This is a genomic window from Pseudomonas taiwanensis (assembly GCF_013393345.1).
In the GTDB taxonomy this organism is placed as follows: domain Bacteria; phylum Pseudomonadota; class Gammaproteobacteria; order Pseudomonadales; family Pseudomonadaceae; genus Metapseudomonas; species Metapseudomonas resinovorans_C.
The window spans coordinates 146,985-162,207 of sequence record NZ_QJRF01000033.1 but is presented as its reverse complement, the minus strand read 5'-3'; the positions used below and the strand labels follow the sequence as shown (position 1 = coordinate 162,207).

General features: G+C 64.3%; 7 protein-coding genes. 4 read left to right on the top strand and 3 right to left on the bottom strand.

Going from position 1 to position 15,223, the window contains the following annotated elements; genetic code table 11:
• A partial coding sequence (locus DM872_RS04380; protein WP_179058312.1) for a retention module-containing protein occupies positions 1–6,538 on the bottom strand: 6,538 nt, incomplete at its 3' end.
• Positions 6,539–7,003: 465 nt separating this feature from the next.
• On the opposite strand from DM872_RS04380, the gene DM872_RS04375 reads away from it, so the two are divergent.
• The 3 genes from DM872_RS04375 to DM872_RS04365 are packed head-to-tail and all read left to right on the top strand — an operon-like array spanning position 7,004 to position 11,902.
• Positions 7,004–8,359, top strand: a complete 1,356-nt coding sequence (locus DM872_RS04375) for a TolC family outer membrane protein (RefSeq protein WP_179058311.1) — start codon at positions 7,004–7,006, stop codon at positions 8,357–8,359.
• 22 nt (positions 8,360–8,381) lie between these two features.
• Positions 8,382–10,538, top strand: a complete 2,157-nt coding sequence (locus DM872_RS04370) for a type I secretion system permease/ATPase (RefSeq protein ID WP_179058310.1) — start codon at positions 8,382–8,384, stop codon at positions 10,536–10,538.
• Positions 10,539–10,549: 11 nt separating this feature from the next.
• The gene (locus DM872_RS04365; protein ID WP_179058309.1) at positions 10,550–11,902 is read left to right on the top strand and encodes an HlyD family type I secretion periplasmic adaptor subunit; all 1,353 of its coding nucleotides are present in this window, start codon (positions 10,550–10,552) and stop codon (positions 11,900–11,902) included.
• 507 nt (positions 11,903–12,409) lie between these two features.
• Here DM872_RS04365 and DM872_RS04360 read toward each other — a convergent pair.
• Both DM872_RS04360 and DM872_RS04355 read right to left on the bottom strand, forming a co-directional pair.
• Complete coding sequence (locus DM872_RS04360; RefSeq protein WP_179058308.1) at positions 12,410–13,009, bottom strand: tRNA-uridine aminocarboxypropyltransferase; 600 nt, start codon at positions 13,007–13,009, stop codon at positions 12,410–12,412.
• Between the two features lie 58 nt (positions 13,010–13,067).
• On the bottom strand, positions 13,068–13,961 hold the full coding sequence (locus DM872_RS04355) for a LysR family transcriptional regulator (RefSeq protein ID WP_179058307.1): 894 nt from the start codon (positions 13,959–13,961) through the stop codon (positions 13,068–13,070).
• A 294-nt stretch (positions 13,962–14,255) separates the two neighbouring features.
• Between DM872_RS04355 and speB the strand changes: the two genes are divergently transcribed.
• Positions 14,256–15,215 carry an agmatinase gene (gene speB / locus DM872_RS04350; protein ID WP_179058306.1) on the top strand — a complete coding sequence of 320 codons (960 nt, stop codon included), beginning with the start codon at positions 14,256–14,258 and terminating at the stop codon, positions 15,213–15,215.
• Positions 15,216–15,223 lie beyond the last annotated feature (8 nt).

Genomic DNA, 15,223 nt, shown 5'->3' with positions numbered 1-15,223 from the left:
CGTTGTCCAGCACATTGCCGCCGACGCTGGACGGGCTGCCGTTCTCGGTCAGGCCACGGCTGTCGGGATTAGCACTTGGGACGTCGTCGACGATCTCGATACTGACATTCGCCGAGGCACTGGCCAGCCCATCACCCACGTTGACCTGGAAGCCGTCCGTCTCCGGACCAGCTGCATCGGTGGTCGCTTCGGTCAGCGTGTAGCTGAAGTTATAAGTGCCATTGCTGTAACCGGTGATCTGCACCGTGCCGTGAGCGGTGTTGAAACTTTGCCCCACCAGACTGGCAAAGCTGCTGGTGGTGAGGTCGACGCTGAGACTGCCGACATTCAGGGTCTTCAGGTTGGCCAGCCCATCGGCGTCGGCGACGGAGAAGCTGCCCGTGGTGACCGTGCTGCCGTCCCCGGCGCTGGAGCCATCCGGCAGACCCTTCTCGTAGACCTTGGCCAGGTCGCCGCCAGCGTTAGGCGTACTGACATCGACCTTGGGGATATCGTTGCTGCCGGTGATGGTGATGGTCAGCGTCGAACTGCTCGGGTCGTTGTCGGCGTCCCGCATGGAATAGGCGTACTGCAGGGTGACCTGCTCGCCCTGGTCCAGGCCCTCCACCGCCGCCGAACCATTGGCCAGCGCGAAGCTGTAGCTACCATCGGCATGCAGGGTGACGACGCCGTAGGGCGTATTGACCAACAGGCTGCCGTTATCCCCCGGCGTTGCGCCAACCACGCCATTCCAGCTGGTGAAGGCCTTCGGCTGATCCGCGCCCCCCACATCGTTGTCCAGCACATTGCCGTTGACGCTGGATGGGCTGCCGTTCTCGGTCAGGCCACGGCTATCCGGGTTGGCGCTTGGAGAATCGTCGACGATCTCGATACTGACATTCGCCGAGGCACTGGCCAGGCCATCGCCCACGTTGACCTGGAAGCCGTCCGTTTCCGGGCCGGCGCCATCAGTCGTGGCCTCGGTCAGCGTGTAGCTGAAGCTGTAGACGCCATTGCTGTAGCCAGTGATCTGCACCGTGCCGTGGGCGGTGGTGAAGCTCAGCCCGACCAGACTGGCAAAGCTGCTGGCGGTGAGGTCGACGCTGAGGCTGCCGACGTTCAGGGTCTTCAGGTTGGCCAATCCATCGGAGTCGGCGACGGTGAAGCTGCCGGTGGTGACAGTGCTGCCGTCCCCTGCGCTGGAACCCTCCGGCAGGCCCTTCTCATAAACCTTGGCCATTCCGCCCTGGGCATCCGGGGAGCTGACATCCACCGTGGGGATATCATTGCTGCCGGTAATGGTGATGGTCAGCGTCGAATCGCTCGGGTCGTTGTCGGCGTCGCGCATGGAATAGGCGTACTGCAAGCTAACCTGCTCGCCCTGATCCAGTCCCTCCACCGCGGCTGAGCCGTTGGCCAGCGCGAAGCTGTAGCCGCCGTTGCCATGCAGGGTCACCAGGCCATAGGAGGTGTTCACCAGCAGGCTGTCGTTATCCCCCGGTGTGGCACCGGCCACGCTGTTCCAGCTGCTGAAGGCTTTCGGCTGGTCGGCACCACCGACGTCGTTGTCCAGCACATTGCCGGTGACGCTAGAGGGGCTGCCGTTCTCGGTCAGGCCACGGCTGTCGGGATTGGCGGCGGGCAGGTCGTCGACGATCTCGATGGTCGCGGTGGCCGAGGCACTGGCCACGCCGTCGCTGACGGTGACCAGGAAGCCATCCGACTCCGGCCCAGCGCCGTCAGTAGTGGCCTCGGTCAGGGTGTAGCTGAAGCTGTAGGTGCCATCGCTGTAGCCAGTGATCTGCACGGTGCCATGAGCCGTGTTGAAGCTCTGCCCGACCAGGCTGGCGAAGCTGCTGGTAGTGAGGTCCACCGTCAGGCTGCCAACGCTGACGGACTTCAGATCGCCGATGCCATCTGGATCGCCAAGACTGAACGTGCCATCAACCTGGGTGCTGCCATCCCCGGCGCTGGAACCATCCGGCAGGCCTTTCTCGTATACCAGGGCCATTCCACCCTGGGCATCCGGGAAAGCCACCTCAACCGTGGGGGTGTCGTTACTGCCGATGATCGTCAGCGTCAGGGTCGAGTGACTGGCATCGCCGTCGGCGTCGCGCATGCTGTAGGCGTAGTGCAGGACCACTTGTTCGCCCGGCGCGAGCGCTTCGACGGCAGCCGAACCATTGGCCAGTGCGAAGCTGTAGCTACCGTCTGCATGCAGGGTGAGGACGCCATAGGGGGTGTTCACCTGCAGGCTGCCGTTATCCCCGGGTATGGCGCCGACCACGCCGTTCCAACTGGTGAAGGCCTTCGGTTTATCCGCGCCGCCCATATCGTTGTCCAGCACATTGCCGCCCACAGTAGCGGGAACGCTGCCTTCGACGATGCTGGCGCTGTCGGCATAAGCCGTGGGCGTGTCGTCGTCCACGTTGATGATCAGGTTGCCCGCGACGCTGTCGCCATCGGCATCGGTCACCTTGTAGGCAATGCTGAAACTCACGTCGTTTTCGTCGTACCCGTCCGGATGCATGATCGGGTTGTTCTGTACGACGCTGTAAGCACCGGTCGCCCAGTTCAGGGCCAGGGTAATGACCGTCAGGCCGCCCTGTTTGATCAACAGGTTGTCGCCGCTCTTCTCATAGCTGAAGCCTTCGGGCGCACCGCTGGTAAGCAGCGTAATCGAACCCGGACCATCCGCCCCGAAGCTGTGCCCCAGTGTGCCGGTGACGTTCGCGGTATCCGGCATGACGTCGCCAATGCCGTCGGCATTTCCGCCCGAAAGAGCATCGTCATCCAGTTGCACCACGAGATTGCTGCTGACCACGGGCGAGTCGTCATCCACCTTGATGTACAGCGACCCGTCGGCACGGTCGCCATCGCGGTCGACGATCTTGTATTCGATCTCGAAGGTCAGGTCGTTCTCGTCATACCCCTCGGGGTGCATGATCGGCGCGTTCTGGGTAACGCTGTAGGCACCGGTGAACCTGTCCAGCGTGATAGTGATGACCGTGACTTCACCCTGCTTGATCAACAGGCCGCCGTTGACCTCCACGTAGGTGAAGCCATAAGGCGCGCCGCTGTCCTGCAACTCGATCTCGCCGGGGCCGTCAGCGCCGAAATCATGGGCGATGACGCCGCTGGTGTTGTGGGTGTCCGGGGTGTTGTCGTCCACCCCGCCCGGGTTGCCGCCAGGCAGAGCGTCATCGTCGAGGCTGACTTTCACGTACGGGTCGATGCTGGGTGCATCGTCCCTGAAGCTGATGGCGTTACCCAGGTCGAGGGATGCGCTGTCCTTGTCGCCGTCACCGTCGGTGATGGTGGCGGTCAGGGTGATCAGGTCGGCACTGGCCAGGCCCGCCGACTGATCCGGCCCGGTGTCGGGCGTATGGAAGATCGCCCGCGACTGCTCCAGGGTCACTGTGCCGTTAGCGTCCACGCTCAGACGGAAGGCGAGTTGTCCCCCGCCGACCACGCGCCCGACGATGTCCGAGCCCTCCTTGAACAGGAGGATGCTGTTGCCCGTCGCGGTGTCACGCAGGCCGCTGTCCACCCCCGGCACCTTCACCTCCAGGGCGTAGGTAATGGCATTGCTGGCGGCGGCCCCATCGGCGCCGAAAACCGGCGCGAAGGCGTCTGCGAAATTACCGCTGTCGGTGATGCCGAGCGTGGTTTCGTCCACCTGCAGATCGAGCCCTTCGGTCCCCTTCACGCTGATGTTCGGCACATCGTCGATGATGTCGATGGTGAGGGTGCCAATGCCGGTGTTGCCGTTGGCGTCGACCACCTGGAAGGTGAAGGTTTCCGTGAACTGCAGGTTGTTGCCGTTATCGCCGGGATTGATCTTGGGCGCGGAGAGCAAGGTGTAGGTGTAGGTGCCATTGCTGCCAACCACCAACTGGCCGTACTGGCCGTTGCCGGCTCCGACACCCAGGCTGAAGCTGTAAGGCCCGTTCCCACCGTTGGCAACCAGGGTGCCGCTGGCGAGTTCGTCGTTGCTGGCCGGCTCGCTGCCAAAGCCGAGGGCGGCCTCACGCGCATCATTGTCCGAGCCAGCCTGTACGCCACCCACCACGGTGATGTTGGACACATCGATGGTCAGGGTCGTGGTGCTGAGGTCACCGTCGGCATCCACGATGGTGTAGGTGAAGGTATCCAGCGTGCCGACCTGGGCCAGGCTGTTGGCATTGCTGGTGTAGGTGTAACTGCCATCGGCATGCAGCACCAGGGTGCCGAAGGCGGAGGGGATGCTGTTGCCCACGCCGCCGGCAACCGGCGTCGACGTGTCGCCACCGGCACGCACACCCACCACACCACTAGTCGGCGACGGACGACCATCGGCGCCGAAGGCATCGGCCACCGAACCCAATCCCGCTCCCGTGACCACATTGCCGATCACGCTGCCGCCTTCGCTGACCGACGCACTGTCCGCCTTGGCCTGCGGTACGTCGTCGACGATTTCAATGGTGACGGTCGCCGAAGCATTGGCCAGGCCATCGCCCACATTAATAAGGAAGCCGTCCGTCTCCAGACCGGCGGCATCAGCAGCCACCTCGGTCAGCGTGTAGCTGAAGCTGTAGGCGCCGTCGCTGTAGCCGGTGATCAGCACCGTGCCGTGGACCGTGGCAAAGCTCTGCCCGACCAGGCTGGCGAAGCCGCTGGTGGTGAGGTCCACCGTCAGGCTACCGACGCTGAGGGTTTTCAGGTTGGCCAGGCCGTCGGAGTCGGCCACGGTGAAGCTGCCGGTGGTGACGGTGCTGCCGTCACCCGCGCTGCTGCCGCCCGAAAGCCCTTTCTCGAATACCTGAGCCAACCCGCCCTGAGCATCCGGGCTGCTGACTTCGATGCTGGGAATGTCGTTGCTGCCGGTGATGGTGAGGGTCAGGGTCGAGCTGCTCGGATCACCGTCGCCGTCCTGCATCGAATAGGCGTATTGCAGGGTGACCTGCTGGCCTTCGGTCAACGCCTCGACCGCCGCCGAACCATTGGCCAGCACGAAGCTGTAGCTACCGTCTGCATTCAGTGTGACGACGCCATAGGGGGTGTTCACAAGCAGGCTGCCGCCTTCGCCAGCAGACGCGCCGGCCACGCCATTCCAGCTGGTGAAGGCCTTCGGCTGGTCGGCGCCACTGGCGTCGTTGTCCAGCACATTGCCCGCCAGGCTAGACGGCTCGCCGTTCTCTGTCAGGCTGCCGCTGTCCGGACTGGCGGTGGGGACGTCGTCGACGATCTCGATGCTGACGTTGGCCGAGACCGGAAGACCCAGACCGTCGCTCAGCTGGAGGACAAAACCGTCCAGCTCATCACCCGTGGCGAGATCGGTAATGGGCCGGGTGAGCGTATAGCTGAAACTGAAGGTACCCGTGGAAGCGTCGAACCCGGTGATCTGCACGGTGCCATGCGCCGCTTCGAAACCCCGTCCGATCAAGCTGCCAAGCGGGTGGGTCGCGTCGATCTGCAGGTCCAGGCCACCCACGGCCAGGCTTTTCAGCTTGTCCAGACCGTCTGGGTCCCGAATCGTGAAGGTGCCATGCACTACGTTGCTGCCATCGCCTTCGCTGGAACCGCCGGGCAGGCCGCGCTCGAACACCTGGACCACGCGGCCGCCGACATCCGGGAAATTGACCTCGATCGTCGGCACGTCGTTCTGGCCGACGATGGTGATGATCAGATTTGCGGAGCTCTGGTCACCGTTGCTGTCCTGGATGCTGTAGCCGAAGCCGAGGTCGACGGTTTCCCCCTCGCCGAGGCTTTCCACGGCCGGCGTGCCATTGGCCAGTTGGAAGCTGTAGCTGCCGTCGGGGTTGAGGGTCACCACGCCGTAGGGCGTGTTCACCAACAGGCTGCCATTGGCTCCGCTGATGGCATTGGCCGCCTGCCAGGAAACGAAGGTCGTCGGCAGGTCCGGGCCGCCGTCGTCGTTGCCCAATACGTTGCCCTGAATGCCTTCCTCGCCTTCGCTGACGCTCTGGGTGTCATCCACTGCGCTGGGAACGCCGTTGACCGGCACTTCTACCGGTACCGCCAGCGGAATGTCGGGAATGTCGGGAATGCCGGTTTCCGGTTGCGGGAACTCCACAGCGGAGGCGATGGGCCCGGTGGGGAAGCCGATGGTAGGGTCCACGGCACCGGCCGTCTCGCCCAGCAGTACGAACGAGTGGCCGCCGCCGGCGTTGCCGCCGCCAGCGCCGCCACCGGGACCGGCAGCAGTGGCTTCAGCGGCCTGGGTCGGGTCGACACCGGCTTCGATGGCAGCCTGGAGTTTCTCGACGTCGGTCAGGTCCTGCTGGCTGGGCGCAGCCGGCGCGCTGTCGGTGCCGGGCTGCGTCGCATCGGGCGCGCCGGCCAGCAGCGTGTTGTTCAGCGGCATGCTGCTGTCGCGTCCGAGCACCAGTTCCTGGCCGTTGGCCAGGGCCACCGCTACCGCGCCCTGGGCGCCGGTGACCAGTTGCTCACCTGCGAAGACCCGATCGCCTTCGGTGAGCAGGCGGCGCGAACCATCCGCAGCTACCGCGAACACGTCCCCGACGACCTGCCGAACGACCCCGATTGATCCAGCCATGACTCCTTCCTCCCGCACCGCGTGCTGCCAGACGGACAGCGCCGATCCCAGTCAATGAGGGGTCACAGCACATCCGAACCGGACTACGGGAACGTGAAGAAGCACCAGAGGAAGCGTCGCCAGCCAGAAAACCACGCAATGTCAATAAAACGTCACGCAGCCCGCCGACGGCCTTTTACGCCGGACTAACCCCGCCCTGAGTTTCTTGATTTGTGCTTGACCGCATTAAGCAACCGCAGGTGAGGCCGGAAAGCCCCAAAAACCGCGATCTGCTGGCAAAAAGATGTCTTGGATTTCCGACGAGTGCATAAGAATTTTTCCTGCTAACTCATGTGAAAAATTCTTCTTAGGTAATCGAAAAGTTGTTCTTAGCTCTGATGTTACAAGCCTGAAACGGTTTTCGATGGATTTTCGCCAATTTTACGGCGCCAGGACGCAATGTATTAACAAGGAGAACGACAAGAAATGCACACTCTCACCCCCTTGTGGTCCGGCATCCTGATTGCCTTGGCAACCACGCAAATCCACGCCATGACGCTCACCGACGCTATCCAGAGCACCCTCGACAAGCATCCCGAACTCCTCGCCAGCGCCCAGAATCGGCTGGTCGCCGACGAAGAAGTCAAAGTCGCCAAAGGTGGGTATTTACCGACCGTCGACCTGATAACCGGTGTGGGGCGGGAGCAGAGCGACAGCCCCACCACCCGAGCCCTCGGCGATCACAACAAGGAGACCCTGAATTTCCGCGATGCCGAGTTGCGCCTGCGGCAAATGCTGTTCGATGGATTCAACACCCCCAACGAAGTGGATCGCACCCAGTCCGTGGTCAATTCCCGCGCCTACTTCACCCTGGGCACTGCGGAAAGCCTGGCGCTGCGCACCGTCGAGGTTTACCTGGAAGTACTCAAGCGTCGTGAGATGGTGGTCCTGGCCAGGAACAACCTGATGGCCCACGAGCGCATCCACGACCAGATCGGCCTGCGCAGCGAACGCGGCGTGGGCAGCACCGCCGACTTCGACCAGGCCGAAGCGCGCCTGGCCTTGGCCAAGAACAACCTCTACACCGAGGAAGTGAACCTGGCGGATGCGGAAGCCAACTTCTACAGCGCCGTCGGCCTGCCCGCCGACGAGTTGGTGGAGCCGTCCAGCGTCAAGCCCGAGATGCCGTCCGACCTCCTGGCTGCACGCCAGGGCGTGATGGATACCAACCCGCTGCTGAAATCGGCCCAGGCCGATGTACAGGCCGCCGAGAGCCAGTACGAATCGGCCAAGGCGCCCTTCTACCCACGCCTCGATGCCGAACTGGCCACCACCGCCGATGACAACGTGCAAGGCGACGAGGGTCACTACAACACCTGGCGAGCCGGCGTGGTGATGAATTACAACCTGTACAACGGCATGCGCGACAAGGCCCGGCTGCAAGCAGCCGCCTACCAGGTCAACCAATCCATGGACATCCGCAACAACGCCCTGCGGGTGCTCAACGAGAACCTCTCGCTGGCCTGGAACGCCATGGAAAACGCCCGCAAGCAAACCCCCGAGGCGCGCTCCTACGCCGACTACACCGCCCGCGTCCGCGAGGCTTACCAGCAGCAGTTCGGCCTGGGCCAGCGCACCCTGCTGGACCTGCTGGACAGCGAGAACGAACTCTTCACCGCCAACCGCCGCTACGTGGAAGTGCGCTACACCGAAGAGTTCTCCATGTACCGCGTGATCTCGGCCATGGGCGACCTCCTGCGTCGCCAGAAAGTCGTTGTCCCGGCAGAAGCCGTCGCCGTCTCCGAAGTGAAGAGCGAAGCCCGGCTGCCCGACATGAAATGAGCCAGCATGGGAGTCCAGGATCATGACCACCATGGAGAGGGCTGACAGTCCCCGCGACCCGCGCCAGGGTCATGACGACCCCTTGCTCGATGGCTTGCTGATCCTCTGTCGCCTGCATGGCCGACCCGCCAGCCGCGCCAGCCTGAGCAGCGGCCTGCCGCTGCCGGGCCAGCGTCTTTCCGCCGAACTGCTGCCGCGCGCCGCGGCTCGCGCCGGCCTGCAAGGCCGCCTGCTGCGCCGCGAGCTGGCGGCCATCTCGCCGCTCAACCTGCCGCTGCTGTTACTGCTCAAGGGCGGGCGCAGCGCCGTGTTGACCCGGCTCGATGACCAGCGCGCATTGATCCTGCCGTGCGAAGCCGACGGCGGCGAGCAATGGGTTCCGCGCGAGATCCTGGCGCTGGAGTACGGCGGCCAGGCCCTGTTCGCGCGCCCGCGCCACGAACTGGAGGAAGCCCACGCGCCGCTGGTGCCACGAGTGAAATCCTGGTTCCGCGACACCCTGCGGCTGTCCCGCTGGCTCTATGCCGATGCGATGCTGGCGAGCCTGCTGATCAACCTGCTGGGCATGCTGGTGCCGCTGTTCGTGATGCAGACCTACGACCGCGTGGTGCCCAACCAGGCCACCGCGACCCTCTGGGTGCTGACCATCGGCCTGTTGATAGGCACCGGCTTCGACCTGCTGCTGCGGGTGCTGCGCGCCAACCTGCTGGACAGCGCCGGCAAGAAGACCGACGTGGTGCTTTCTGCCACGCTGTTCGAGCGCATCATCGGCATGTCGATGAAGGCGCGCCCCGCCACCATCGGCGGGTTCGCCCAGAGCATCCATGACTTCCAGGGGCTGCGGGAATTCCTCACCGCCGTCACCCTCACCAGCCTGATCGACCTGCCTTTCTCGGTGCTGATGCTACTGGTGATCGGCCTGCTCGGCGGGCCACTGGTGGTCATCCCGCTCCTCGCCTTCCCGCTCACCGCGATCTTCGCCTGGATCATCCAGACGCGCCTGCGCGACACGGTGCAACGCAGCCTGGCCCTGGGTGCCGAACGCCAGGCGCTGCTGATCGAAACCCTGTCCGGCCTGGAAACCCTCAAGGCCTGTGGCGCCGAAAGCGAACGCCAGCACCGCTGGGAACACACCCACGGCGCCCTCACCCGGCTCGATAGCCACGCACGTTTCCTGTCCGCCCTGGCCACCAACGGCACGCTGTTCATGCAGCAGTTCGCCGGCCTGGCGATGATCGTCGCGGGCGTCTACAGCATCATCGCCGGCAACCTCAGCGTCGGCGCCCTGGTGGCCTGCTACATGCTCAACAGCCGCGTGCTCTCGCCCCTGGGGCAGATCGCCGGACTGATCACCCGCTACCAGCAGGCGCAACTGACCATGAAGTCCACGGACGCGCTGATGGCCCTGCCTCAGGAGCGCGAGGCCATCCAGCAGCCGCTGGAACACCAGGCGTTCAAGGGCAACCTCGAAGTGCGCCAGGTCGAGTTCCGCTATCCGGGGCAGGCCGCGGCGGCACTCAACAAGGTCAGCCTGCGCATTACCGCTGGCGAACGTGTCGGCATCATCGGCCGCAGCGGTTCGGGCAAGAGCACCCTGGCGCGCCTGATGCTCGGTTTCTATGCGCCGGACGAAGGCCAACTGTTGCTGGACGGTATCGACCTGCGGCAGACCGATATCGGCGACCTGCGCCAGCAGATCGGCTACGTCAGCCACGATCTGCCATTACTGGCCGGCAGCCTGCGCGACAACCTCACCCTGGGTGCGCGCCACGTCCATGACGACCGCATGCTGGAAGTAGCGGAAATGACCGGTGTCGCCGAACTCGCCCGGCAACACCCGCAAGGCTATGACCGGCCGGTAGGCGAGCGCGGCCAACTGCTGTCCAGCGGCCAGCGCCAGGCGGTGTTGCTGGCTCGCGCGCTGCTGCTCGATCCGCCACTGCTGGTGCTCGACGAACCCACCAGCGCCATGGACAACTCGAGCGAGGAACAGCTGCGCCAGCGCCTGTCGATCTGGTCGACGAGCAAGACCCTGGTCCTCATCACCCATCGCAGTTCAATGCTGGCGCTGGTGGACCGCCTGGTGGTGCTGGACAACGGCCAGATCGTTGCCGACGGAGCCAAGGACACCGTCATCGACGCCCTGCGCAAGGGCCGCATCGGTCAGGGCAACGCCTGAGGAGACACAGCATGGCCAGCGCAGAATCGCCCAACTCCTACTTCGGCCGCCGTGATCGCAGTGACGCCGAGTTCATGCCGGAAGTGGCCGGCGCCATGGCGGAGGATTCACCGCGGGCGACCCGCGTCACCGTCTGGGTGGCCTGCACGCTGCTGCTGGTGGCGCTGGTCTGGGCGCATTTCGCGGTGCTCGATGAAGTCACCACCGGCGAGGGCAAGGCCATCCCCTCCAGCAAGGTGCAGATCATCCAGAACCTCGAAGGCGGCATCGTCTCGGAGATTCTCGTGCGCGAAGGCCAGGTGGTGGACAAGGGCACCGTGCTGCTGCGTCTGGACGACACCCGCTTCCGCTCCAACAAGGGCGAGAGCGAAGCGGACCGACTCGCGCTGACGGCCAAGGTGGAACGCCTGTCGGCGGAGGCCGAAGGCCGCGAAATGGCGCTGCCCGGGGAGATCACCCACGACGCGCCGCAACTGGCTGAAGACGAGAAATCCCTCTTCCAGGCGCGCACCGCTCGCCTGGAAAGCGAGCAGCGCATCCTCAGCGAGCAGTTACGCCAGAAGAAGCAGGAACTCGCCGAATTCCGCTCCAAGAGCCAGCAATACCGCTCCAGCCTCGGGCTGATCCAGCAGGAGCTGAACATGTCCCAGCCGCTGGTGAAGGCCGGCGCCATCTCCCAGGTGGAAATCCTCCGCCTGCAGCGCAGTGCCGTGGAAACCCGAGGTGAACTGGAGGCCACCAACCTGGCCATTCCTCGCGCTGAATCAGCGGTGTCGGAGATCGAACGGAAGATGGAGGAAAGCCGGCTTTCGTTCCGCTCCGACGCTTTCAAGGAACTCAACGAAGCACGCACTGAACTGTCGAAGATCACCTCCACCAGCAAGGCCATCGACGACCGCGTCAGCCGCACCACTGTGGTCTCGCCGGTGCACGGCGTGATCAAGCAGCTCAAGGTCAACACCATCGGCGGTGTGGTCCAGCCCGGCAGCGACCTGGTGGAAGTGGTGCCTCTGGAAGACAGTCTGCTGATCGAGGCGCGCATCCGTCCCCAGGACGTGGCCTTCCTCCATCCCGGCCAGAAAGCCATGGTCAAGTTCACCGCCTACGACTACACCATCTACGGCGGGCTCAAGGCAGGCCTGGAGCTGATCAGCGCCGACACCATCCAGGATGAGGAAGGCAAGAGCTTCTACCTGATCCAGGTGCGCACCGAGAAGAATCACCTGGGCAAGGACGACCACCCGCTGCTGATCATCCCCGGCATGGTCGCCACGGTGGACATCATCACCGGCCAGAAGAGCGTGCTGGATTACCTGCTGAAGCCGGTGCTGAAAGCGCGGCAGGAAGCAATGCGGGAACGCTAGGACTGGGACATTCCGTAGGGTGGAAATCGCTTTTCATTTCCACCGATCGGAGTCCGACATGGTACCGATGGTGGATGAAAAGAGCGTCATCCACCCTACACACGACCGGCGATTCCGAGCGCCCGTAGGTTGGTACAGAGCGAAGCGAAGCCCAACACGCGAAGTCCGACTCTGGATCGTTGGGCCTCGCGTAGCTCGGACCAACCTACTGGGAGTGGTTCTTCTGGACATTCCGTAGATTGGAGTAGCCACACGACCGGCGATTCCGAGCACCCGTAGGTTGGCGCAGAGCGAAGCGAAGCCCAACACGCGATGTCCGCATCTGGATCGTTGGGCCTCGCGTAGCTCGGACCAACCTACTGGGCGTGATTCTTTCGGACATTCCGTAGGTTGGAGTAGCCACACGACCGGCGATTCCGAGCGCCCGTAGGTTGGCGCAGAGCGAAGCGAAGCCCAACACGCGAAGTCCGACTCTGGATCGTTGGGCCTCGCGTAGCTCGGACCAACCTACTGGGTGTGATTTTTCCTGAAGGTCTCCTCCCCCATCGCTTCAATCTGGCCCTGGATCAGCGCTTCGAACGGCCGTAGCAGGTCGTCGTATCGCGTGGGCGTTTCGAGGATGTCGAGGGCAGTAACGATGGCTTCGAGGGTGGAAAGCGCCCCGGCCATCGGCGCCTTGCGCAGGCGGTAGCGGGAGGTCAGGCCGTCGGGCAGGGTCACTCTGGGCAAGGCTTCCAGCTCGGGGTTGAGATAGAGCAGCTTGCGCGCCTTGCGCCAGGTGCCGTCGGGCACCACCAGCAGGAGCGGCCGCGGGTCGTCGTCACCGGCCACTTCCGCTACGGGGCGGGCATCATCACCAGGGAACAGCAGGCAGGCGCGATAACGGGTATCGGCGAATGTCTCGGCCAGATCGGTGAAGCGCTCGCCCACGCGCAGTTCTGCATTCGCCAGCCCCAGGGCGGCCAGGCGCGCGGTGTTCAGTGCATGGCTCACCTCGCTCGGATGCTGCAACAGCAGCACGCGGGTGCGGCTCGCCAGGTGAGGAATCAGCGGGCACAGGCAGTGGGATTCGGGGCGCTGGCAGCGCGGGCAACTCGGGCGGGGCATGAGGGGTCTCCTGGGAGACGCATTTTGCCACAGGGCATCCGGGTTACATCCGGGAACCTCAGCGCAGGTTCAACTGCGCCCGCAGCAGGTCGCGGAAGGTGAGGATCAACGGTTCCTTGGCGCGGCCCCGGCGCAGGATCATGGAGAACGGCGCCTGGTAGCCGAAGGTGGCCGGCAGCAGGGCGCGCAGGCGCTTCTGCTCCACCCAGGGGTGAGCGTAGTGCTCCGGCAGGTAGCCGATGTAGGCGCCGGACAGCACCAGGATCAGTTGCGCCTCCATGGACTCCACCGTTGCCGCGCTGTGCTTGAAGCCGTGGCGCGCCAGTTCTGCCTGGCTCCAGTAACCACGCCCCACCATGCGCTGCTGGGTGATGAGTTCGGCAGGAATGCGCCGTTCGCTGTACAGCGGGTGCCGCTCGCTGCAGTAGAGCCAGTGCTGCTCGCGGTAGAGCGGCTGGTAGACCAGGCCGTTCATACGCGTGGAGAAGGCGCCGATGGCAAGGTCCAGGCGGTTGTCCAGCACACCCAGCTGCAGGTCGTAGGGGCTCATCACCGAGAGGTGCAGGTGCACTGCGGCGTGCTCCTGGCTGTAGGCGCCGATCACCTCGGCCAGCGGCAGAGACGGATCGCCCACGGTGGAGTCGAGCACGCCCAGGTTCAGCGTGCCGCGCAGCTCGCCCTTGAGGGACGCGGAGTAGCGCTCGAAGCTTTCCAGTTCGCCCAGCAGGCGCAGGGTTTCCTGGTAGTACAGCTCGCCCTTGCTGGTCAGGCTGAACCCACCACGGCCGCGATGGCAGAGGGTCAGGCCCACCTGTCCTTCCAGCTGACTCATGTAGGTGCTGATGGCCGAAGTAGAGAGGTTCAGCTCCTGCTGCGCAGCGGCAAAACCCTGGTTGCGGACCACGCTGGCGAAGATGCGCAGGAGTTTCAGGTCGGGCATGGGGGTGGACATGGGGGCTCCAGATTGGCCGAGAACGATGCCGGGTCCCTTCCTGTGGGGGCGAATTCATTCGCTGAGCAGGCCGCAGGCCTGCCAATGCAATTTCTCATGGGGCCGCTGCGCGTCCCTTAGCGAATGAATTCGCCCCCACAAGAGCCGGTGTCCCCACCAGCCGCGGCAGTGTACCCGCTCCCGATAGTTTAGAAATCCTTGAAGTAATTATTTGCCGCCAGCGATTTGTTCGTGATGGCACTGTCACCAGAATCCGCCAACTACCTACAACCACAACAACCGTGAGGCCACCCCGTGGACAAAAAACTCCATCAGCCCCTGGGCGGCAATGAGATGCCCCGTTTCGGCGGTATCGCCACCATGATGCGTCTGCCGCACATCCAATCCCCTGAAGAACTCAATGCCCTGGATGCCGCCTTCGTCGGCGTTCCGCTGGACATCGGTACTTCCCTGCGTTCCGGTACCCGCTTCGGCCCGCGCCAGATCCGCGCCGAATCGGTGATGATCCGCCCGTACAACATGGCGACCGGCGCTGCCCCCTTCGATTCGCTGAACGTGGCCGACATCGGCGACGTGGCCATCAACACCTTCAACCTGCTGGAAGCCGTGCGCATCATCGAGCAGGAATACGACCGCATCCTCGGCCACGGCATCGTCCCGCTGACCCTGGGCGGCGACCACACCATCACCCTGCCGATCCTGCGTGCCATCAACAAGGTGCACGGCAAGGTGGGCCTGGTGCACATTGACGCCCACGCTGACGTCAACGACAACATGTTCGGCGAGAAGATCGCACACGGCACCACCTTCCGCCGCGCCGTGGAAGAAGGCCTGCTGGATTGCGACCGCGTGGTGCAGATCGGCCTGCGTGCCCAGGGCTACACCGCCGAAGACTTCAACTGGAGCCGCAAGCAGGGCTTCCGCGTGGTGCAGGCCGAAGAGTGCTGGCACAAGTCGCTGGCTCCGCTGATGGCCGAAGTCCGCGAGAAAGTCGGCGGCGGCCCGGTTTACCTCTCCTTCGACATCGACGGCATCGACCCGGCCTGGGCGCCCGGTACCGGCACCCCGGAAATCGGCGGCCTGACCACCATCCAGGCGATGGAAATCATCCGTGGCTGCCAGGGCCTGGACGTCATCGGCTGCGACCTGGTCGAAGTCTCCCCGCCCTACGACACCACCGGCAACACCTCGCTGCTGGGCGCCAACCTGCTCTACGAAATGCTCTGCATCCTGCCGGGCGTAGAGCGTCGTTGAGTCCAGCC